General features: G+C 41.9%; 14 protein-coding genes. 9 read left to right on the top strand and 5 right to left on the bottom strand.

What is annotated here, in order from left to right:
• Positions 1–59 precede the first annotated feature (59 nt).
• From G3569_RS11900 to G3569_RS11875, 6 genes are read left to right on the top strand one after another with little or no spacing between them, the layout of a single operon-like run.
• Positions 60–518 (top strand): ATP-dependent zinc protease family protein, encoded by a 459-nt coding sequence (locus tag G3569_RS11900; RefSeq protein WP_165269405.1) that lies wholly within the window; start codon positions 60–62, stop codon positions 516–518.
• 5 nt (positions 519–523) lie between these two features.
• The gene (gene rimK, locus G3569_RS11895) at positions 524–1,432 is read left to right on the top strand and encodes a 30S ribosomal protein S6--L-glutamate ligase (protein ID WP_165269403.1); all 909 of its coding nucleotides are present in this window, start codon (positions 524–526) and stop codon (positions 1,430–1,432) included.
• A gap of 6 nt (positions 1,433–1,438) precedes the next feature.
• Positions 1,439–2,383, top strand: coding sequence for a succinylglutamate desuccinylase/aspartoacylase family protein (locus G3569_RS11890; protein WP_165269401.1), 945 nt, complete (start codon positions 1,439–1,441; stop codon positions 2,381–2,383).
• 22 nt (positions 2,384–2,405) lie between these two features.
• Complete coding sequence (locus tag G3569_RS11885) at positions 2,406–2,759, top strand: DUF952 domain-containing protein (RefSeq protein ID WP_165269399.1); 354 nt, start codon at positions 2,406–2,408, stop codon at positions 2,757–2,759.
• 5 nt (positions 2,760–2,764) lie between these two features.
• Positions 2,765–3,619 carry a M28 family peptidase gene (locus tag G3569_RS11880; protein WP_165269397.1) on the top strand — a complete coding sequence of 285 codons (855 nt, stop codon included), beginning with the start codon at positions 2,765–2,767 and terminating at the stop codon, positions 3,617–3,619.
• Positions 3,616–4,485 (top strand): diacylglycerol/lipid kinase family protein, encoded by an 870-nt coding sequence (locus G3569_RS11875; RefSeq protein WP_165269395.1) that lies wholly within the window; start codon positions 3,616–3,618, stop codon positions 4,483–4,485. Before G3569_RS11880 ends, G3569_RS11875 begins: the two co-directional genes overlap by 4 nt.
• Before the next feature lie 2 nt (positions 4,486–4,487).
• On the opposite strand, the gene G3569_RS11870 is transcribed toward G3569_RS11875, so the two are convergent.
• On the bottom strand, positions 4,488–4,937 hold the full coding sequence (locus tag G3569_RS11870; RefSeq protein ID WP_165269393.1) for a fasciclin domain-containing protein: 450 nt from the start codon (positions 4,935–4,937) through the stop codon (positions 4,488–4,490).
• Between the two features lie 192 nt (positions 4,938–5,129).
• Here G3569_RS11870 and G3569_RS11865 point away from each other — a divergent pair, with 192 nt between their 5' ends.
• Complete coding sequence (locus G3569_RS11865; RefSeq protein ID WP_205720175.1) at positions 5,130–5,648, top strand: hypothetical protein; 519 nt, start codon at positions 5,130–5,132, stop codon at positions 5,646–5,648.
• Positions 5,649–6,388: 740 nt separating this feature from the next.
• On the opposite strand, the gene G3569_RS11860 is transcribed toward G3569_RS11865, so the two are convergent.
• From G3569_RS11860 to G3569_RS11845, 4 genes are all read right to left on the bottom strand, one after another.
• Complete coding sequence (locus tag G3569_RS11860; protein ID WP_165269391.1) at positions 6,389–6,934, bottom strand: hypothetical protein; 546 nt, start codon at positions 6,932–6,934, stop codon at positions 6,389–6,391.
• 13 nt (positions 6,935–6,947) lie between these two features.
• Positions 6,948–8,804, bottom strand: coding sequence for a UvrD-helicase domain-containing protein (locus G3569_RS11855; RefSeq protein WP_165269389.1), 1,857 nt, complete (start codon positions 8,802–8,804; stop codon positions 6,948–6,950).
• The gene (locus G3569_RS11850; RefSeq protein ID WP_165269387.1) at positions 8,794–11,064 is read right to left on the bottom strand and encodes an ATP-dependent nuclease; all 2,271 of its coding nucleotides are present in this window, start codon (positions 11,062–11,064) and stop codon (positions 8,794–8,796) included. The genes G3569_RS11855 and G3569_RS11850 overlap by 11 nt, the downstream gene beginning before the upstream one ends.
• Positions 11,065–11,346: 282 nt before the next feature.
• Positions 11,347–11,748: a recombinase family protein gene (locus G3569_RS11845; protein ID WP_165269385.1), complete on the bottom strand. Its 402-nt coding sequence runs from the start codon at positions 11,746–11,748 to the stop codon at positions 11,347–11,349.
• A gap of 712 nt (positions 11,749–12,460) precedes the next feature.
• Here G3569_RS11845 and G3569_RS11840 point away from each other — a divergent pair.
• Positions 12,461–13,672 (top strand): hypothetical protein, encoded by a 1,212-nt coding sequence (locus G3569_RS11840; protein WP_165269383.1) that lies wholly within the window; start codon positions 12,461–12,463, stop codon positions 13,670–13,672.
• Between the two features lie 11 nt (positions 13,673–13,683).
• Complete coding sequence (locus G3569_RS11835; RefSeq protein ID WP_165269381.1) at positions 13,684–22,110, top strand: RHS repeat domain-containing protein; 8,427 nt, start codon at positions 13,684–13,686, stop codon at positions 22,108–22,110.
• Positions 22,111–22,114 lie beyond the last annotated feature (4 nt).

The following is a 22,114-nucleotide window of genomic DNA, read 5'->3' as shown; positions in this document are numbered from 1 at the left end:
TGAATATCCTGTATACTTAGGTAAACTTCTCGTAGGTCACAAAACAGTGTGAGGATAACATGGCTTCACAATTAAATGAGTTGAAGATCATTGGTAGGCTCGAACGCGTGCACTTTCCAGAATGGAATCTTACTAATATTAATGCAAAAGTTGACACCGGTGCCTATACTTCAAGTTTGCACTGCCATCATATACAGCCTTTCGATCGGGATGGCGAAAGGTACGTGAAGTTTAATTTATTAGATCCATCCCACGACACATACATAGATGATAAGTTTGAGCTACCCATTTGTCGTACAAAAACGGTAAAAAGCTCTAACGGATCTACCGAAGAGCGTTATGTGGTTGAAACAAGGGTTGAACTTTTTGGAGAAACAATCAAAGCTAAATTTTCCCTTACTGATCGCTCAGAAATGCGCTATCCCGTTTTATTGGGACGTAAACTCCTGAATGGACGTTTCTTGGTGGATGTGTCGCAGAAGTATATATCACAAGAAATTGAAGAAAAGAAAATATAATATACATGCACATAGTTGTCCTTTCTCGTAATTCGAAACTCTATTCCACCTCTCGGCTGGTCGAAGCAATTGAAGAAGCCGGCCATGAGGCTACCGTCTTAGATCACCTTAAATGTGATATTGTCAGTGAAAAAGATAATCCCTGCATCTACTATCGCGGCACACGGGTGGCAGGCGTAGATGCTGTAATACCTCGCATTGGTGCTTCTGTAACCTTTTATGGTTCTGCTGTTGTACGTCAATTCGAGATGATGAAAATATTTACTGCCGTTGAATCTCAGGCTCTGGTACGTTCACGGGATAAACTCCGAAGCCTGCAGCTGATGGCAAGGGAAGGGGTAGGGATGCCTAAAACAGTATTTACCAACTATTCTACAGAAGTTCGTAAAATTATTGATTCAGTAGGCGGACCGCCATTGATCGTAAAGCTTCTGGAAGGAACGCAAGGAGTAGGAGTTGTATTGGCACCTACTTTTAAAGCTGCTGAATCGATCATCCAGGCATTTCACAGCATGAAAGCTCGTGTTATTGTCCAGGAATTTATTGAAGAGGCCAAGGGCGAAGATATTCGTGCTTTTGTTGTTGACGGAGAAGTAGTGGGAGCAATGAAACGCAAAGGGGTCGAAGGAGAATTTCGCTCCAATATACACCGTGGAGGAACTGGAGAGCTTATCAAACTCACGGATGAAGAACGCCGTGCCGCACTTATTGCAGCCAGCGCCATGGGGCTTTCCGTGGCAGGTGTTGATATGCTGCAATCCCAACGAGGTCCATTGGTACTGGAAGTAAACTCCAGTCCGGGTTTGGAAGGCATTGAATCGGCTACCGGCAAAAATATAGCAGGACGTATTATCTCGTTTGTAGAACGGAAAGCCGAAGAGATGAAAGACTCTCCCAATAAAACGATAGCTTAGGGCATAATGGCTGATACAATTTCAATCGATGACCATACGATTGGCCTCGGAGAGCAGAAGCAAATTCAACTCAATATTGCCCGGCTCCCGACCTATACCAACATTGACCTGCCGGTACATGTTTTTAGAGCTGATAAAGAAGGACCCACATTATTACTGACAGGAGGTCTGCATGGTGATGAGCTCAATGGTATTGAGATTATCCGCCGGATGGTTTATAAGGATATGCTGATCCCCGAACGGGGAAGTGTAATAGCACTACCGTTGGTTAATGTCTATGGCTTTATACAAAATGTACGGGGGCTGCCCGACGGTAAAGATATTAATCGCAGTTTTCCCGGGAATAAAGGGGGATCTTTAGCCCGTTTGTTGGCCCATACGCTGATGAAAAAGATTATTCCCCAAATAGATTTTGGTATCGATTTCCATACCGGCGGAGCTGCCCGTTCCAATTATCCCCAAATTCGTTGTACCTTTGATGTGGATGAGAACATGGAAATGGCTAAAGCTTTTGCGCCACCTTTCGTGGTCCATTCCTCCCTGATAAAAAAATCATTCCGTAAAGCAGCTCATAATAAAGGAAAGCCCATATTAGTCTATGAAACCGGTGAATCAACCCGCTTTGACGAAGAAGGGATAGAGGAAGGAATAAATGGGACATTACGACTAATGAAACACCTTGGGCTTAAGGATGAAGCCCCGGAAGCGGAGCATCAAACAGAAATTTTTAAAAAAACTACATGGGTCCGAGCGAAATATGCCGGACTTTTTCAACCTGAAATCAAGCTTGGAGACCGCGTCCAGAAAAAGCAGCTGTTGGGCTATGTCACCGACCCTTATGGCAATGAACGATTTAAATTCATTTGTCCATACGAGGGCAGGGTAATTGGGCTCAATTATGCCCCCGTTGTACACAAGGGCGATGCTTTACTTCATCTGGCTTACAAATAATTTTAAAGAAAATAATAGAACTATGCGCCACGATTTACTTTTTCATATAACGTCAAAAAAAGAATGGAAAGAATATCAAAATAATGGCAGGTATGAGCCGGAAACCCTTGAAGACGAAGGGTTTATCCACTGTTCAAGTGGAGAACAAATAGAAGATACGGCCAATAGACTCTTTAGCGATAAAGATAAGATTTTACTGCTTGTTATTGATGTTTCTACACTCGGCGAAAACATTAAATATGAAAAGGATGAGGAAACAGGAGAAAAGTTTCCCCACCTTTACGAACCACTGGAAAGCAGCGCAGTGATAGATAAGATTGAGGTTGGGGCCGAAGATGATGGAACCTTCAATATCGGTTTTAGCTCAAACTCCTGATTGTAATGATTGATCGAGCTATTCAGCATATTAAGAGCACAGCTAAAGTTCCCTCATTCAGCAGTTATGAAGAACGGCTGCATCCCTATATCAGATCCGTTATCAGCAACGTGCCGCAGGCTACCGAAATTGAGGTACTCGGAAACAATCTGATCTGGCAAATTGGAAATAATAACGATCAGCCCACCGTTGCATTGGCCGCTCACCTGGATAAGATAAACCACTACGGAAACGATTATCCTGAAGAGCTGCCGGTAAAAGTGACAAATGAATATATAAAAGGGGCAATGGATGATTGCGCCGGACTCGGTATGCTTTTAACACTGGCCGAAAAAGCCTCAAAACATAATTGGCCAAATTTGTTGTTGTTCTTTTCAGAAATGGAGGAGAGTAAAGGCCTTAAAGAACATCCGGAACTGCTTCGGAATAATGGGGATGGCTATACTCATGGGATGGGGGCCAAACGCATTGCCAGACAATGCGTTGAGGAGAATTTAATTCCGGAACAGGTTATTACCCTCGATACAACTCCACTATTTAAAGGCAAACAGGGTATAGCGCTTTATTCAAAACATTGGGAGTATAATGATTTAGATCCCTCTGACGCCCTTATAGAATCAACGGAAAAGGCAGTAGGTCATTTTATCAGTATCGATGCACGCATCAAAATAGATAACAATACAAATGACTATCTCCATTATGGAGAAGTTTTTAACCAAAGCAGGGAACAATCGGTTGTATCCGTAGCCCTTGAACCCGCTATCTATCCATATCACCAGAAGGGCGAGCGTGTTTTTACCGATGATATAGAACGCTGCCTCAATATTATTTCGGAATATTTAGATAGCTTCACCGCTTGAAACGGTATCTGTTTATATATAATCCCGCGGCACGCAACGGTAAGCCAAATGGTCGTTTGGCTCGCTTAAAAAAACGAGTCGCGGATCACCCCGCTTCGACAATCCTGCACTCGCAAAAGAAGGGCGATATTGCTCAGTTGGTTCAGCAGAATATCAACGATTATGACGTTTTTGTGGCTTGTGGCGGTGATGGAACCATAGGTGAAATGGGCGGCCAACTACTTCATACAGGAAAAGAACTGGGAATTATCCCCATGGGCACCGGTAATGATCTAAGCAAGACCTTAAAGATCCCCAAAGATATAGATCAAGCACTTGAAATTGTCTTCGAACAGTCCTCAACGGCTATAGATGTAGGACAATTTAACGATGTTATCTTCTTAAACACCTTGGGTTTTGGCTTCGATGGACTTACCAACCGGTATGCCTATGATTATACTATGTTACCCTCATTTCTCCGTTATGCTTTTGCAGCAATTCGAGCTAGTATTACCCACAACCGGTTTACGGTACATTTTAATGGTGATAGCAGTGGCAGACAACTAATTATGCTTTCTTTTGCCAATGGAAGGGTAGAGGGAGGCTCATTTTGGATAGCACCCGAAGCCTCTGTTACCGATCAACGGTTGGATATGGTATCAATTCGAAAAGTTGGAAAATGGCTTATCCCTCTTTTATTACCATTATTTCAATTTAAAAAGGCTGGCGTTTTGCCCCAGGTACAATATCGACAGATTCGCAAAATATCATTTTCCTTGGATACCACTCCCGATATCCATGCCGATGGTGAAATTATTGAGTCAGAAGCTACGCAATTTACCGTGACCACACTTAGCAGGGCCTTAAATGTGATTTGCAAGCTATAGAATTACTTTATTACTCCATCAATAATATGTATTACCCCATTATTAGCCTTAATATTGGGCGATATTATTCGAAATGAGTTAACCAGCACTTGATTGTTCTTCGCATTTATTGTTAACCTTTTGCCACTCAAACAAGTAACATTTGCCATTACTTTTAAGCTCCGTTCTGTTGCCATACCCGTAAATGCATGGTTAAGAATCAGCTGTTCGTTGTTCTGTTGTATCTTCGGTATTGAGGCAAATTTTTTGTTGGAAGGCACAAAAAGGGTAAAGGGACCCGAGGCATTGAACTTTTGTTCCAAGTCAGCCTCAACAATGGCTTGTGCAAAATGACTCGTTTGGTCATTATTCTGTAGTTTATCCATGATATTTTGGGCTTCACAGAGCTCTGAGAAAGCCAAAATACCCCCACAGATAAGTAAAAAAGGTATGTAACGCCTGAATTTTTTCATGAGTTCTCCTTGATTAGGGGCCTGATTTATATTTATGTGAGCTCTCTTGCTGAGTTTCATTCGTTATTATAACAGGAATTTTATTATTTACCAATAAGATAGGTGGTTTATAACGATTTACAGCTACTTCAGACAGATAAAAAAACTTAATACTATCTGGTTAGTATTAAAATAAACTATAATTTTACTGATATGAAAAAAGCGTTCTCTATACTTCTTTTTACTATAGTTGGAATAAATTTTTCAGTTGCACAGCAATCACTGAATGAACTCAGTCCACCAGAATATTTCGATTTTTGGATCGGAGATTGGGAATTACGTTGGGGAAACTCGGATGGTACCATTGGCAAAGGCACAAATAATATTGAAAAGATACTTGACGGCAAAGTGATCAAAGAAAACTTTAAAGCAACTGAAGGTGCCATGACCGGTTACGTTGGAAAAAGTTACTCGGTGTATAACTCCAAAACCGGTAAATGGAAACAGACCTGGGTTGATAACCAAGGAGCTTACCTGGATTTCACCGGACGATTCAAAGATGAGCAAAGAATCTTTCGCAGAGAAACAACAAATGAGCAGGGAGATCAAATCATACAGCGTATGGTCTTTTACAAAATAAAAAAAGATTCATTTATGTGGAGATGGGAGAAATCAGAAGATAATGGTAAAAACTGGGAAATCTTGTGGAAAATAGCCTACCGAAGACATTAATAATTATTTTAAGCCTCTTAGAATCAAAATTTGAGGATGTCACCCATCAGGGGCTCTAAAGGCCGTTTTAGGCTAAAAATTGTATTTTAGGATGGTGATTTTTGCAAAATGGAGATAATATCGAGCCGAATAACACATTTCGTAAAGATTGCAGCGGCAACAGAGAATACGTGATATAATCTGGCCAAATATTAGTTCAACTTAAATTAATCAGCAGATAAAGGTTTAGATTATGCAATATCCGAAACAGATAGAAAGTAAAGGATGCTGTGATTCATAGCTTCAATAAAAGGATAACTGTCATCGTAATATTGTGTCACTTAAAAATAAAAAGTGGAAGTCAGTTATTGAATATCATGAATACGATCGAAGTTTTATTTAAAAAGAGAAGATTCTATAGCTGTTAGCTACAAGAGTATTGGTTAAAAAAGGTAATGAGAATTCACACGATTATATGTATTAATACCGGCTACATTATATTATACCGTATTATTGTCGTATAATTTATATTATGTAAAATAGAATAATTTGGTAAGTAACAAATAGATATCAATCCTCCTCTCGTTACTCTTTATCGAGAGACAACCACTTTTATCAAAACGGACAACCATATTTATCAAAAATTATCCTTCCCTATATAGAAAGGTTTGCTAAAACGTTTGAAGAGAAGGGCTCAAATTTTTATCCCAAATTAATCCTGAACTCTAATTAACTCTAGGAGTATCCGTGGTCCTCCCTTTTTATAAAATGAAGTACATCAGATAAATAAATACCGCAATAATAGAGATTACTAGAGATGAACCTTGGACAATTATCAAGCCTGATGGTAGAGATACAGATTCTAATATTTGATCTGCATCTTTTAATTTTTTCTTATCACTTTTTTCTTGAGAATCCTCATCAAATGTTTCTTCTATTTCTAATTCCTCGAAATCATTAAGCGTATTTTTAATAGTTGCATCTATCACTTTTACCAGGACTGGTTTTAAATTTTTCAGTATATCATCTTTCATTGAACATAATTTTATCCAGAACCCAGCCCCTAACGAGATCACTAAAGTTACTAATGCAACTATTGCATTAAAGTTTAGAGGTTGTATGTCAGCTAATTTTAGCTGTATTAATAGAGCTGTAAAAAATCCTAATAAGGCTAATCCAATACTCGTAAACCACTTGGATTCCTTAACTATCCTCTCAACAGCTACCTTTAATAAATTAGCAGCAATTTCTTCTTTTTTGTTGTTTAGCCTTTGATCTAATGTTTCAATAAGTTTTTCTTCACTCATCGAATATCAAATATTATGAATCAAGGATTATTATTTCATTTTCTGAAAACCAGTCCTGAGAAATAGCATGATTTTTTACTTTCTCAACGTTCTGGGTATAAGCAACTACAGCTAAACTTTCTTCTGCTCTACTGCATGTAACATAAAAAAGCCTCTTAGTTCTATCTATAGTCGTTTCTTTTCCATTTTTCTCATTACGTTTGTCTGTAGTCGAAGGCTCTTTAGCTCCGAGTAGCTTTTCATAGTTAAAAAGAAACCCTCTTGACTCTTCATCATCCAGAATCACCAAAACTCTAGGAAATTCTAGCCCTTTAATTCCCTGATGAGTATCAAAATTAGATTCGTCAGATATATACTCTGCATACTTTACTGCTTCACTGAGCGAACTCTCTAAAGCAGAATCCCAAGCCTCAATGACACTATCTCGTAATTTCCCCTCCTCTTCTACTTCTAAATCTTCCGAGGTCCTTTGTACTATTGGTTTTAGAACTTCTGGAATCGCTAATAAATTCAATTCATAAATTGTTAAAAGTATATCAATCAATTTGGGGTCAGAACTTTCCTCCCACAGCGAATAAAATTCATTAATAGCCTCTTTTGCCTTTTCTATTTGTTTAATTGCACTTTCACTCTGCTCTAGTCTATCAGGTTCAAGAAGTGGAGAAAATCTCTTCATTAGTCTCGTAGCTGAAAAGTCATCTTCATTCCTTAGAAAATTGACTAGAGGGATTAATTGATTTGTAAGGAAAGGTATTCCCCTCATAGTGCCATCCAATAATGGGGTCGAATCAGAACTCATATTATAAAGAGGGGCAAAAAAGTTTATGAACCCACTTCTACTAGCTGCCATATGATGTTCTAAAGTCAGAACCTTTACATTATTACTAGATTCCCACAGTTTATCTTTTGACTCCTCACCCATCTTGGACCTAACCCTGGACTCTATATCACTTTTATTAATATCCTTGTCTGAGTCAATAATAAAGAGCCTAATTGTGCCTTCATCAGCTTTTTCAGGTGCCTTTTGGGGTTGATCACCTCTAATTTTATTTGTTAGCTTAATAACTCTTTTAGGGCACCTATAATTAATTTTCTTTTGAGGCTTAGCCCATCTATCAGGCAATCCCTCTCCTAGATTGGGCTTACCATCCATATAAATGCGTTGCATCGTATCTCCAAACAAGCCTAAAGAAAACTCAGAATTATATTTATTCTCAACTTCAAAAAAAGCATCAATAAGGCTTTCCTTAGTGTCTTGACTTTCATCGATCAAAAGTATTGGGAACCTCTTTATCATTATTTTTTGCAGAAGTGGCTTATTTATCAAAAAATCCGAGGTCATTTTTATTACCTCTGCATGGTTTAAAGCACCATAACCACTATTTATACCCGTAGGACTATAATTGAAGGATATAATATTGTCTATGTTACTTAATCGTTGTGATTTGGAAGAGATTTTTCTTTTACGATCTCTGGAAGCTTTTGAACCCGGCCGCCCTCTACGTTCTTTTTCCTCTAATTCTTCTATCTCTTTTTTAGTATTTATGCGTACCCATTCCTTAATATCATTTTGATAAGATTTGATAAGTTCCCAACTAAAACTGTGAATGGTTGATACAAAGAAAGTTGAATCAAAACCCAGTCGTCTTTTTATCTCATCAGAAGCAGCATTTGTAAATGTAATAATACCAACCTTTTGACCTGTATATCTAAGTTGTTGGGCCTTTTCATCTTGAAATGTTTTTAAAACCGTAACTAGAGACCTTGTCTTTCCAGTGCCTGCTCCTGCAAAGAGAAAAAAACTTTGAGGCGAATTTAAGTTAAGACATGAATATATTTCTTGATCAACCTCAGATAAATCATGATCCATTTTGACCACCTTCGGTTTTGATTAGCAAATCAGATTCCTCGTCTTTTAATTGAGACTGTAACCAAGCTAACCCGTTCTCGATATATTCAGGTGGCTGCAAAGCTTTGAGACCTGGGTCTTCTAGAAACAACAAATCCATTGCCATAGTAGCTTTTTTAGAACTACTGTTTAAAGCTTCGAACATTTCAGTGCTAACCTCTTCAATAGAATTATCATTTAGGGCATCCTGCATTTTTTTGATCAATCCTGTAGCACCTTCAAGATTTCCAAATAACTCATTATTTGAGATAGCTAAAGCATCCTCGAAGGTATAGGGCAGAAATTCAATCTCTCCGGAATTATTATCTTTAACTTTGATAGGCTGTTGAAAGGCAACTCTAGTTTGATTATCAGAACTTAGTAAGTTGTCACAATCTAAAAGTTCGTCGATATTTTCTTTGCAGGGAAGCCATTCCTTTAAAGTATTATTTTTTGTTTTCTGGTTTGCTCCTCTTTCCGGGGCTGCTTTTTCTAATCTATTATTAGACTTTTTCTTTGCTGAATCTAAATCAGTAATTATCAAAGTTAATAAACCTAACTTCTCAATTAATGGTTTTAACCTATGAGCGTGGCTACCTCCAATTTCCAAAATTGATATATACAATGAGTCCAATACTGAAAAATTCTCCTTAATAAAATAAGGAATGAGTAATCTTTCAGACGTGCCTTCTACTAAGATAACAGCATCGGCAAAAAATAAATTACTATGAGTTGCTTTTAAATATCGAGTCGCAAATCTTGCCGTTTCCGGTTCATTTCCAAATGTATCTGTTAGGTTAATAATTGATGCGACAGGTACTGAGTTTGATTCACTAGGTTTTTCTTTTCGAAAGTAGCGTAAGTTGGAAAAATCAACCTCATGAGCCACATGGTTCGAATGTGTACTTACTACCAACTGAGTTGAATATTCTGAATCCTTATTGAGGCGTTCGTGATTCCTCAGTACTTCATAAGCTTTATCAATAAAAACCTTTTGTACCTGAGCATGTAAATGAGCCTCTGGTTCTTCTAATAAAACTAAATGTAAGGGTTCAATGATTGAATCCTCACTTGTCTTCTCTACTTTTCCTTCTCTCATCCATTCATCTCGAAAACGGATAAGCTTGAATACCATTGAGATCAAATTTTGGTATCCAAGTCCATTATATTTTTCCGGTAATGTCAATTCTTGCTGCCCATCATTTCCCTCCAGTATACTAAATTGAACTGCAGAGTCATGATCTAAGCTGTCAATAGGGTTTACTTCACTTTTAATTGTAATTTGTGGATCACTTAACCCAGGATAACCAATAGTTTCTAATTCATCTATCGGAGATTTAAATTTTTCCTCTAACCTCGAATCAAAGCTTTTTCTAGCTTCGTCTATAGCTCTTAAGGCATCAATATCTTCCTTCCCAGGTAAATCAGAAGGATCTAAGTGCTTTTCATAATAGTTCCTTAACTGAACCGAAAGTCTGCTTAAATCAGAACTAGAACTGATCTTTGATTTGGGATCTGCAAAACCACGTTGTGCATTAATGTCATTGATATTTATTAAGTCTTCGAATGGTTCAGAATTTAGAGGCCTAGCACCTTCCGGCACATCTTGAGGGTTAGCGATACCATCAGTAGGCTCAATAAATTCGTCAGGATCTAATAGATAACTATTTACCTCAAAAAAAGTTTGAAGTTTACCATCAAGAAAATCTTTCAACGATTGTGGCCAGAGGTCTAAGTCACTCCCATTTGTATCATCTTCTGATAAAGCATTAGCTTTACTGTAGGCTTCTATAAATTCTTTATAGAGATCCTCAACCTGCTGTTCTTTGTTTAATTTGGGCTCAAAGCTAAGGCGGACTCCAAGAAGTCCACCGTCCCAACTAAGAGATGGAAAAAGTTCGTGGACAAGGTGCAACTCGGAATCTTCAACCTCTAGCCAAAGATCAATTGAAGGCAAGTAAGGTCGCCATTGGTTAATCTCTAAGTTTTGCTCTTCCTCATCAGATCTTTTTTCAATCCATTCCTCACCAATTTTATTCAACTCATTCCAATTTGAAAGAGTAAAGTCCGTAATATCTATTTCTCTTCTTCTATCCTTTTTAAGAAATAATATAAGAGCATCTATGGCTGATGTTTTGCCAGTGTTATTTGCGCCAACAAATATTGTTTCTCTCTCTCCTAAATCTATTCGACAAGATTTTAATTTTCTGAAGTTTTGAATTTCTATATGGGCTATTCTCATTGATTACTTTTTCTACAATCATTAATGATACATTTTTATTGTTCATTAACTAAGGAATTAATTATTGGTGGATTAATCAAAATGCTTTTAACTAATCTTTTCCAATGCTTTTTTAACTCTTTGAACAGTACTTTTACTTTTCTCAGTTAGCCGGGCAGTTCTTCGAATGGACTCTCCCCTATTTAATTCTTCTACTATATCTAAATGTTTTTTAACCAGCTCAGCATCTGATAAACTAATGCCATTTGCCCTACCCTCGTATTTACCTTCAGCTTTAGCCCTTTAAATACCTTCTCTTTGGGCTTCTCTCCTGTTGTTATAATCAATTTCAGCCAAAGTACTCAGAACAGATACTAATAGTTTAGCCACTGGATTTTGATCACCATTATCCAATAAAGTATTTAGCCCTTCTTTTTTGGAAATAATATTAACACCGAGCTCAGTAAAAGTTTTAATCGTCTGCAGTACATTGATTGCATCGCGGCCAAGTCTATCTATTGAATGGACTTCTATTTCATCTATCTTCCCCTCCTTAGCATCGGCTAATAATCGTGAGGCATTTTTACGATCTTCAAAAGCAACCATTCCTGACACCTTATCCCAATATACTTCTCCCTCCTTGTTTTTTAATTGTCTAGAAATATTTTGCTCGAATGTTGATACTCTTACATAGGTGGCTTTCATAACTAAATATTTCGCACTGTACCAAAATTAGGATGGTGTATTCAAGCAGGTGATTACGAGCTCTCAGCAAAGTTTTTTTAATAAAGTATCGTACTGATTTAGGGTATATCCTAAATTGAATATGTTCACAGTATTCTATATAGACTTATGACTTAGACTGCTTGTCAATGTATATTTTCCAATAATACTCGATAACAAAGGAATTCATTATAGATGTAATGTTGCAATATAGTTCTGTTGAATTTCCCATTATTGTAATTCCAATTGTACTATTTCTGGTATTCTTGGTTTTGGAACTATGGCTTAAGAAAAAAGTGACTTGGGAAATAACAAAAGAATGACTTGTTGTATAACCAGCGCATTAATCGGACAGGCGTCGCCAGTCCCATGCTCTCCTCCCATTTTATAGTTACTCTTTCATTTGTAAATAATTACAACACTCCGACGGCTCTAGCTTATGGACAGGGCGTTATAGGCGTAGCAAAATCGTTACATACAACTGTTTGATTAGGTTAAACGGAAAAAAAGCATCTCTTTTCAAATTTCTAATCTTAAGTAGTATTTACGACATAATCATGCGGTGTAAAGCGCTGATTTATTTGGTAATGTCAAATTAATGCTTGAGTAATAGATATGAATAAAGCAAGGATAACATTAATAGCATTGGTGTAACGTCTGTATAATTTTAATTCACAAATTCAGGTTATAACAAATGGATGATTTTTTAAAAAATGCAAAACAGTTGGGACAGGATGTTGAAAAGCTCAAAAAAGGAGAAAAGATTTCACATAATGTCACAGTAGAAAATATCGAAGAGTTGAAAAAAATGCTCCACGATGGCCAAAGCAAAGACGTGCGTACAGAAAGACCAAGCGGTACCGATCCCGATACCCACCAAACATTGGCCGATCAGCTGGTCAAAAAAGCACAGGATTACGTATTTTGCGACACACCTCTGAGCAATGAAGAACAAACCCAAATTGCTGCAAAATTTCCAATGGATGTTCAGGTCTCTTCCCTGCCGGACAAAACACTTGCGGCCGGAGAAGAATGGGATCTGGGAACCTCAACCAGTCCTGTTGTAATAAACCTAGGCACGCTCACGATGGAACCTGGTTCGTCTATTAAAATAGCAAATACAGTACTGAAAATGAGTGTGCAAAAGCTGGTCCGGAATTCGGGATCGACCCAAGGAGCGAACTATGACCTCGGTATCTTCGGTGTAACAGGAACAACACCACCCCAGGCAGCGCATGGAACCAATGGTGACGATGGAATAAAGGGAAAAGACGGAACTTGTGGTTCTGGAGGTGGCATTGCCGGTGATAACGGTAAACCCGGTGCAAGAGGCAGTAGCGGAGGTACAGGTTCACAGGGCAAGACAGGTGGCGAAGGTTTACCTTCTCTCACCGCCAATATTACTATTGGATCCGGAGGCATCGGAGGCAGTGCCGACCAGTTTGTTATTTACACACGCTCCGGCGACGGCGGACAAGGTGGACAAGGCGGCAAAGGTGGCAATGGTGGTGACGGTGGTAACGGTGGCAACGGAGCTACCTGCGGCTGTGAACATACCGATGGTGCCGACGGCGGCAATGGTGGTAATGGCGGCAGAGGAGGCAACGGCGGACAAGGAGGCGACGCTGTGGCCGGAAACGATATCTATGTTACCGTACCAACCGATAATGCAAAAAAGATCGTTAAACAAAGTTCTGTTGCCAATCCCGGTAACGGCGGACTGGGAGGTCCCGGCGGTGACCCCGGAAATGGCGGTAAAGGCGGAAGCGGCGGCGGTGCCTCCGGTTGTCCCACAGGTAGTGGAGGTTCCAGTGGAAGCGGTGGATCTGCCGGAAACTCTGGTGACAACGGAAATGCCGGTACCCAAACGGGAGCTCCGGGTACGATCTACGTTACTGAATCCTAAGCCACTGAAATATGAAAAGTCCAGATATCCTGCAAAGCCCGCAGATACATCCCTTCCAGTTTGATAACAGCAGTGATCAGATTGCAAAAACAGTCAATCTTTTCAGAGGGGATGTAAATTTTAATATTCCACTGGTTTCTTTTACCGGCCGGAACGGGCTAGATCTCCAGGTTGCTGCATTATACAAAAGCAATATCAGTGAGCAGGCCGTCACCCGTAATCTGACGGCCCCTACTTCTATTCTCGGGCTGGGCTGGGATATGCCCATAGACCGGATCGAAGTTGAGACCAACGGAACAGGTACCCGGGAAGACAATGTTTATTATTTTGTCCGTACCGGGATTCGAAATCAGCTCTATCGCAACAACAAATCCTGGTTAAGAGGTGAAATCGACAAGAGCCTGTCAAAGGATCTGGATAACCAAAAATTCAGTGAAGCATTGTCCACAGCCCTGCTTTCTCAGGGGCTGCGGATTGATGCTTCTTCCACTATTACTGTTCAAACAGCCGGAAAAAACTGGGAAATCACCGACTCCGTCAATGAATTTGTCCTTCGGCTGAGTCTGGAAGATGATGCATCGAAAATCAAAGTTTTCGACGGCGGCTGCTCATATGAACTGCAGGGATATGATTTTTCGCGTATTCGCTATTATCCCCGGTTCGAACGCTGGGAAATCACCTTCTCCAATGGTATTACCAGTGTATTTGGTGGAAATGTCACCATTACCGACGGAATCAAATCTTCCCGGAACCGGACTATCGAATGGGGAGTTAGAAACGGAAACTGGCAAGGCCCCGGTATTCTCACCCACAGCAGCTCAAAACCCGGCGAACGCCTGCAAACTCAATACGCCAGAGTGTGGAACTTTGCTTCTTCCTATACCATCTGGAACGACCGGGTGACGTTCGAGTATGAACAGGTACTTCAAAAGGTCGGCTCCGACGGCCTGCCCTATACCAAGGCTACTTATTTAACTAAAATCACGGAAGTACTGGGACGAACCGTACATTTCAACTACAAAGACAAAACCTTTGATAACTCCTCGCCACAAAGTCCCAGAGAGTATGCTGACCCAAACAAGGCAACGCCCGATAATAAGCCGAATGCCTTTCAATCGAAATATGAAAGCCGTTATCTCTCCGATATAAAGGTAAACAACAAAAAAGGCGATGTGCTCTTTACTTTGAATTTCGATTATGAATTGAAACGTTATGCCGCGGCTCCGTCTACCAGCGATCCTCTTTTCGGCAACACCTTTAAAAGAATATTGACCAAAGTAACAAAAACCCTGGGAACCGGACGTTCTTTTCCCGATACGGAAATGACGTATTATGGTGCTTCGGATACGCATCCGGGGGCCCTGGAAAGTATTACCTATGCCGAAGGCAATACCGTCACCTACACCTACTCCAAAACAGAATTGAAGAACTGTGCGAGGGATCTCAGTATTTCAAATCCCGTTCCCGGCAGTACACCGCGTGTCTGGTTCGGCGATGATTACGCACTGGTGACATGGTACAATCAGGGATCGCTCCAAATTGCGATCTACAGCTGGATCGGGCGCTGGCAGGTGTGGACACCTCCGGTGAATATCGTCAAAGATTTTATAGACCTCGACACCCTGGATTGCGAAGTTCAGGAAGATTTTGTGGTTTTATATTACAAAAATGAAAACGGAAATAGTTATTCAGTACGGGCCTATCATAAAGATCCGAACATAGTTGGCGGATGGATTCCCATTTCCCACGATCCTATTCAACTGCAATCCAAAGATGTGATAGTAACCGGCGGATCGAAATATTTTGCAGTTGCCGACCGCATTAATTATAAAGTCAATACGTATACCTGGAACGGCCTGCAGCGCAAATGGGATAAAGCAAGCCTTCCGGGCTACTCTCCTCCCGAAAGACCCGGCGATACTACGCTTTTCTTCACCGGCACCGGCAATTTACTGATGTTCCTGCCCTATGACTTACAGGGAGCACCGGGAAAAAAGGACAATCAGCTGACATTGTATTATCTCGACGAACTGGCGCAGTGGCATACCGGTGACAGCCGAAAGGCGACGGAGATCACCATAGATCAAAGTGATGTAACGTCCAATTTTCACTGGTCTCCCCTTCCCTGGGCTATCACTGCCACCTATGTTACAAAAAGCGACACGGGCACCCTTGAATATGATCTGACCATTTACCAGTGGGGAGCTGACGGCGACGATAAATACAAGTTCAAACCCCCTGTCACAAAATCTCTGTCTCTGCCCAAAAGCAGTCCGAGCGGAAAGATGACGATACCTTATATCGCCAATCCTCAAAGGACCGGTCTGATCTCGAGCGGTCCCCACCTCCTTCGATACAACGGGGAGGACTGGCTGAGCAATAACAATTTAAAGTTAAAACAGCAGGTGTCCGACGGTACCATTTTCTGGTTTGCAACCGGACCGGACTTTGTCGTAAAAACTGAAAATTCAGAAAACCGGGTAATCGGAATGGTACAGGTTTTTGATCCCGATACCCAATCACTGAAATGGCAGGAACAAGCCATCACTTTATTTGATTCGGCCCCTGTCGGAGACCGGCTTATTTCCTACTTTCCTTCGGCAGCTAAAGACTTCCTTACTTTCAATATCGACATCTATGAAAGGGATACCTCAACCGATTGGGTAACACCACTGAAAGACCCACCAGTCTACAGCATTCCGAAAGGATCGGATACTACAACGCTGATCAACCAGGGTCCCAATTTTATGGTTTACCTCATTAAGAGTGATGATGGCAAAACCATCGAAGGTACCGAAGTACTGACCATCGATAACGGTAAAGTTAAGTCTTTTGCCAAAGTTAATGAACGTTATTTCAGCCTTGTCAATGATGGCCGTTTCGTATCCAATACCAATGGAAAAATGCCGGGAGGCCTCAACTCCTTTCTGACCTACCTGCCCCTTGATAAAGAGTTTGATGATGCATCTTCAATTACGCTGTATCGTTATCTGGGTCAATCCATAGAAGACCCGATTGAAAGCTATCCTGCGACAAAAGTAACCATAGACGATGGTTTTGAAACAGAAACAATCCGATACAGCTTTGACCCCGACAATGCCGCCTGTGATTTCAACGGTGCAGTGGCCAAATTCTTTAAAACCACTGTTACAAAAGGAGAAGGCACAGAAAACGGATCGACCGTATACGAATTTTTTAACAGCCTGGGCGGAACCGCTATCCAAAAAGGAAATCTGGCTGAGTCAACGTATCTGGATGGAGCCCTGATCCGGGAGACAAAGCTTGATTCTTCAGACAATAAGGTAGCTGTAACCTCAACAGATTTTGAAGTTGTAAATACCATTGCCGACAGGCCCGATGCCAGTGGAGATATACCGATATTCGGAGCTATAATCCGGGCCGTACAATCCACAAAAGTAAAGGACCAGGTAACCAGTATAACCAAATACGACTACAATCAGGCCTCGGGAGGAGTCACCAAACAGGAACTGTCGGCCTATAATGCTGCGGGGAAACAAGAGGTACACCAAAAACGCTCTACCTATGGATTTGAAGAATTTCCTTCACTCTGGTATACCAACAATCTGGGAGCCATCATACAATCGAAAACTACTGTAAATGTCGACGATGATACGGAAACGGTTGTTAGCTCGGGAGCCACAACATATAAGAATTTTGAAATTGAATTGGGTGACGGAAGATCCCTCTTTCTTCCTGCACTATTTGAAACATACCTCTGGCTGGGCGGCGATGATTCTGGCAACTTCGACTTTAAAAACTGGTCTTCCGGCAGCGGATATTCCAGCTTCTGGCAAAAACAATCGAGTATAAGTGTTCGGTCAAATCACGGGCTGGAAATCGAAAGTGAAGCCCCGATCGGAAAAACACATTCTACGATCTATAACGATGATCAGGGAGTCGAGATCGCTCTTTTCAGCAACGCCAGCCTGAAAGGACAGGAAGCCTACTATTATGGATTCGAAAACTATGAATCGCCCGGCCGCTGGAATCTCGACAGCCATACCCCTGTCACCGACACCATTTCATACTCCGGCACCAGATCATTGAATATTCCTCCCGACACCACCGGATCAGCCCTTCAGCTAACACCGGACAATCAAGACCGGGCTTACATGCTTACTTTTTGGGCAAAACCGAGTAAGAATTATCAATCCGACAACCCGGCCGGATGGACCATCAAATTCAAGGATGGCGATAACGTATTGAAAACGGAAACAATTCAGATAAACACTTCCGATGACTGGCAATTCTATTTTAAAACTCTGGACCTTTCTGAATTTTCAGAAAATACCGTTACGCTGGAAATAGCACCATTTAACAAGGGAAGTGTGAATGTCTTTGTTGACAATGTGGGCTTCAATCCCTTCGACAATCCGTACCAGGCATCGGTCTATGAAGAGGTCTATTTCCACCAGACCGCAGAACTCGGCCCATATGACAGCACCCTGAGGAGGTTTTATGATAATCTCGGTCGCATCGCGGGACAAACAGACGATACCCGTGGAATTGTACGGATGGCATCTTATTTTCTCTCACGACAGGTCGACGGTACATTCCAGAAAACTGAGCCCAATGCGCTGATCAATTTTCAGCCTATGGGTGAAACCTGGTTTGACCGGTTTTACAACAATGGCATTTTAGACAAAAACTGGGAGCCCTCCGATACCTCTGCCTGGTCTTCCGAAAAAGGATACCTCATACACACGGGTAATAGCCGGGACAGTATCGTTTTTTCAAATGCATCATTCAAAAGCAATTATGTGGTCAGTCTCAACATGGAAGCCGATGAAACTATCGATGCCGATATGGGACTTAAAATAGGTAGTGATCTTACGCTTCAATGGACTGCTTCCGAATCCAAATGGAAGCTCATTGACCACAAAAACAACAAAAGTATCGACAGCTCCTTTACCAGTTCTGCTCCGGGAGATGAATGGACTCTTGTGATCAGCAAGGCTGCTGTATTACTCTATATCAAAGGAAGGCTGATATTCAACTACCTGCCGGACCAAATGCCGACCGGCAATCCGGAGTTGTTTACCGGCAACAAGGTTCGCTTTTCTAATTTTCTGATCGGTCTGCAGCCCCAGGCAGGCGTCAAATATGTTGATGGCAGAGGGAAGAAACAGCAAGGCCAATCCTTGGAAAACGGTAAGGTTACGGTGACTCAAACGCTGTACGACAGTTTGCTCCGTCCGGCCGTTACTACAAAAGCAGCAACACTGGAAACAGATTCCGGTTCATTGATGAAGTACCGGACCGATGCTGTCACTTCCCTGGATTGGGATACGGGCATCATGGAAGGAGCTATTTCCGACGCCCTGCCGGATGACGAAGGCTATCCCTATAGTCGCAAACGTTTTGAAGACTCTCCGCTGGGACGAACCATAGAGATCGGAGCACCGGGAAAAGATTTTGCCATCACCGGATCCGACAGTGATCACACTGTCAAGTATGCTTATGGTTCCAATACAGAAGACGATCAGCCCAATCTGCCTGCGAATCAGTATTTTAAAACGACGCGGACGGATCAAAACGGCAAGTCGAAGTATTCGCTTCAGAACAAACTCGGGAAACAGGTTTTCAATGTCATTCCGATGGATAACAGCAGTGACATCAAAAGTGCCACACTGATAACATATTCCGACAGCGGAAAAGTAAAAACAGAACAGCTCCCCAATTATTTTGATCCGCCCGAAGATTCCAAACCCTCCGACTGGCAGCGCAGTAAATCATACAATACGAAAGGATTGCTCACTGAAAGTGAAGGACCCGACTCGGGAAATGTCAGCTTTATTTATAACCCCGACGGACTGGTACGCTTTTCCCAGAATCCGGAACAGTCGGCCCAGGGAATGGTATTGTATAAAAAATACGATTCCGAAGACCGTATCATTGAAGAGGGCTATTTTCCTCACGAATGGAACGCTGACAAATTACAGGAAAAAGCTGATACAGCCCCCGACTGGCCCGGAACCGATCAATCTACGCATCCACGATACAAATACAGTTATAATGGAGATGAAAAGACCCTGAACGATCTGGGGCAACTGACCAAAATAGAGGTCATGAGTCCTGCTGAAGAAGATACAGTTGAGGTAGAAGTACTCCATCATTTCAACGATCGCCAAAAGCTGTCTGAAGTCGTCCTTAACCTGACTGCCGAAAATTCCACCTTTACAACTCGCTATGACTATGATAACCTGGGTAATCTCAAAGGAACCACCTACCCTTCCGGCCTCGATCTGACGTACGTCCGCGATGAAGTGGGACGGGTGGCAAAAATTACCGATACCGAAGGTAATGTTCTTTTGGAAACTACATATAATGCCGGAGATCAGGTGCTGAAAGAAACCAACAAGATCAATCCCTCGAATCCCCTTACCACAAATTACAGCTACAATTCACAGGGATGGATCACACAAATAAACGGCCCGCAGATAATCGAAAATATCACATACATCAAAGGTGGGTACAACGGAAAAGGATTTTATGATGGAAATGTAGCATCGAACAGCATCCAGCTAGACCTCCCATCGACTAATAAAGTACCTTCTGAGCTGACCTATCGTTTCGACTATGATAATGCATATCGGGTTGCCGTTGCCGATTGCCTGTTGGGAGATAAAGAAGCATCCCAATGGTCATTGGGGCTGGACACTCCCGTTACCTACGATGCCAATGGCAATTTTCTGAAGGTGGACAGTGAAACCTATGAGTATGAAGACGGTACCGATTTCGTAAAAAACACAGCTGGTTCCGACAAAGTGGACTTTACGAAAGATGAAAATGGTGCTACGATATCAGCTCTTCCACGGGGAATAACACAAATATTGCGGGATATTTACAGCAGCAAGGCAAATTCGATTGAAACAAAGTCCAACGGCACTATCCGTTTTACTTATGACGACAAGGAAAAGAGAGTGATGAAGAAATCCTCTCAAAAAACCAGGACCTATTCCAGGAATATTGTCGGTGCCGTTTTGGAAGAAACAACACACAGTAATGGTAATGATCAAACCAAAGATTTTCTCTACGGCCCGAGTGGGCTGTTTGGTCTGAAAACAGCTTCAGAATTACATGCCGTTCAAAAAGATCATCTCAAGTCTCCCAGGATACTGACTGACAGCAGTGGAACGGTTATCTCTGCCTATCAGTACGAGCCCTTCGGTGGCCTGATTGAAGGCAACGAGAGCAACACCGAACTGCTTCAATACCTGTTCGGGGGTTATGAGTTTGATTCCGAAACCGGCCTGTACAATGCCGGAGCCCGATTGTATGATCCAAAGCTTCGCCGCTTTTATAACACCGATCCAAAACAGCAATACGATTCGCCATATGTATTTGTCGGCAATAATCCTATGAATATGGTCGATCCCGATGGAGAAGCCGCCTGGTGGGCTGTTTTGGTCGGTGCGGTAGTAGGTACTATTGTAACAGTTGCCACAGGAGGAGCAGGAGCCGTTCTGTTCGGAACGGAACTGGCAGTTTCTGCGGCTGTGGGAGCCGTCGCCGGAACAGCGGGCGCACTGGCTGGAGACGCCACAACTGCCGGCATTGCCGGAGAAAAGTTTACCGGCAAAAGAGCCCTGGTCGATGCTTTATCCGGTTTTGCCGGAGGGCTGGTCGGTGCCGGTGTAGGTGGATCAGCAGGAAGAGGGGCTATAAACTTGGCCTACAATGCCGGTCGTAACACCGCAGAAGACATCACATTTGTCACGCGGCTGGGAGCTTCAACCTCAATGATCAGCGGTGGCTTTGCGGGAGCTACAGCCTCATCGGCGGTCAGTTCCGCCATGACGGGACAACCATTTTTCAGTAAGGAAACGGCTCTGAATATCGCCATAGGTACTGTTGCCGGCGCAGGTGGTGCCCTGATGGCTTCGGGAGCTCATTTCGGATTTTTTGGATCAATGCCTAAAGAGTTAAGTGCAGCAGACTTTAACGATATTCGCACAAAACTGGATATTGGAGAAAACAGTCAGGTATTATTGACCAGTGTGCAGGAAGATCAATATTTATCTACCAGGCAAGCCATCCGCAATTCCTATGGGCGGGATGATGCTGTATTTAAAATGAGTCCCGGCGGAAATGAGGAGGCAGATGTCATTGCCCTGCATGGCGTGGGGCGGTTTGTCTTTCCGCTGACAGAACGAGGATATACACAACCTATGTCCTCCAAACTTTTCGCTGATTATTTGAATGCTCAACACCAGTATCTGGATGCCCAGGGTGCACAACTCCGAAGAGGCTATGTTCCCCCTCTCAAATTATCGATCTGTTTCAGTGCATTGCCCGGACGTTTTGGCAGTGTCGGTCAAACACTTGCTACGGCGCTGGGTCGCACCACCTCAGCCGGAAGAGGTATTGTTTATCCGGCTAAGTTAGCACAAAACTGGATAGAATTTAATCCCTGATATT

The organism is Fodinibius halophilus (genome assembly GCF_011059105.1).
GTDB classification, from domain to species: Bacteria; Bacteroidota; Rhodothermia; order Balneolales; family Balneolaceae; genus Fodinibius; species Fodinibius halophilus.
This window is presented reverse-complemented; position numbering and strand designations above follow the sequence as displayed.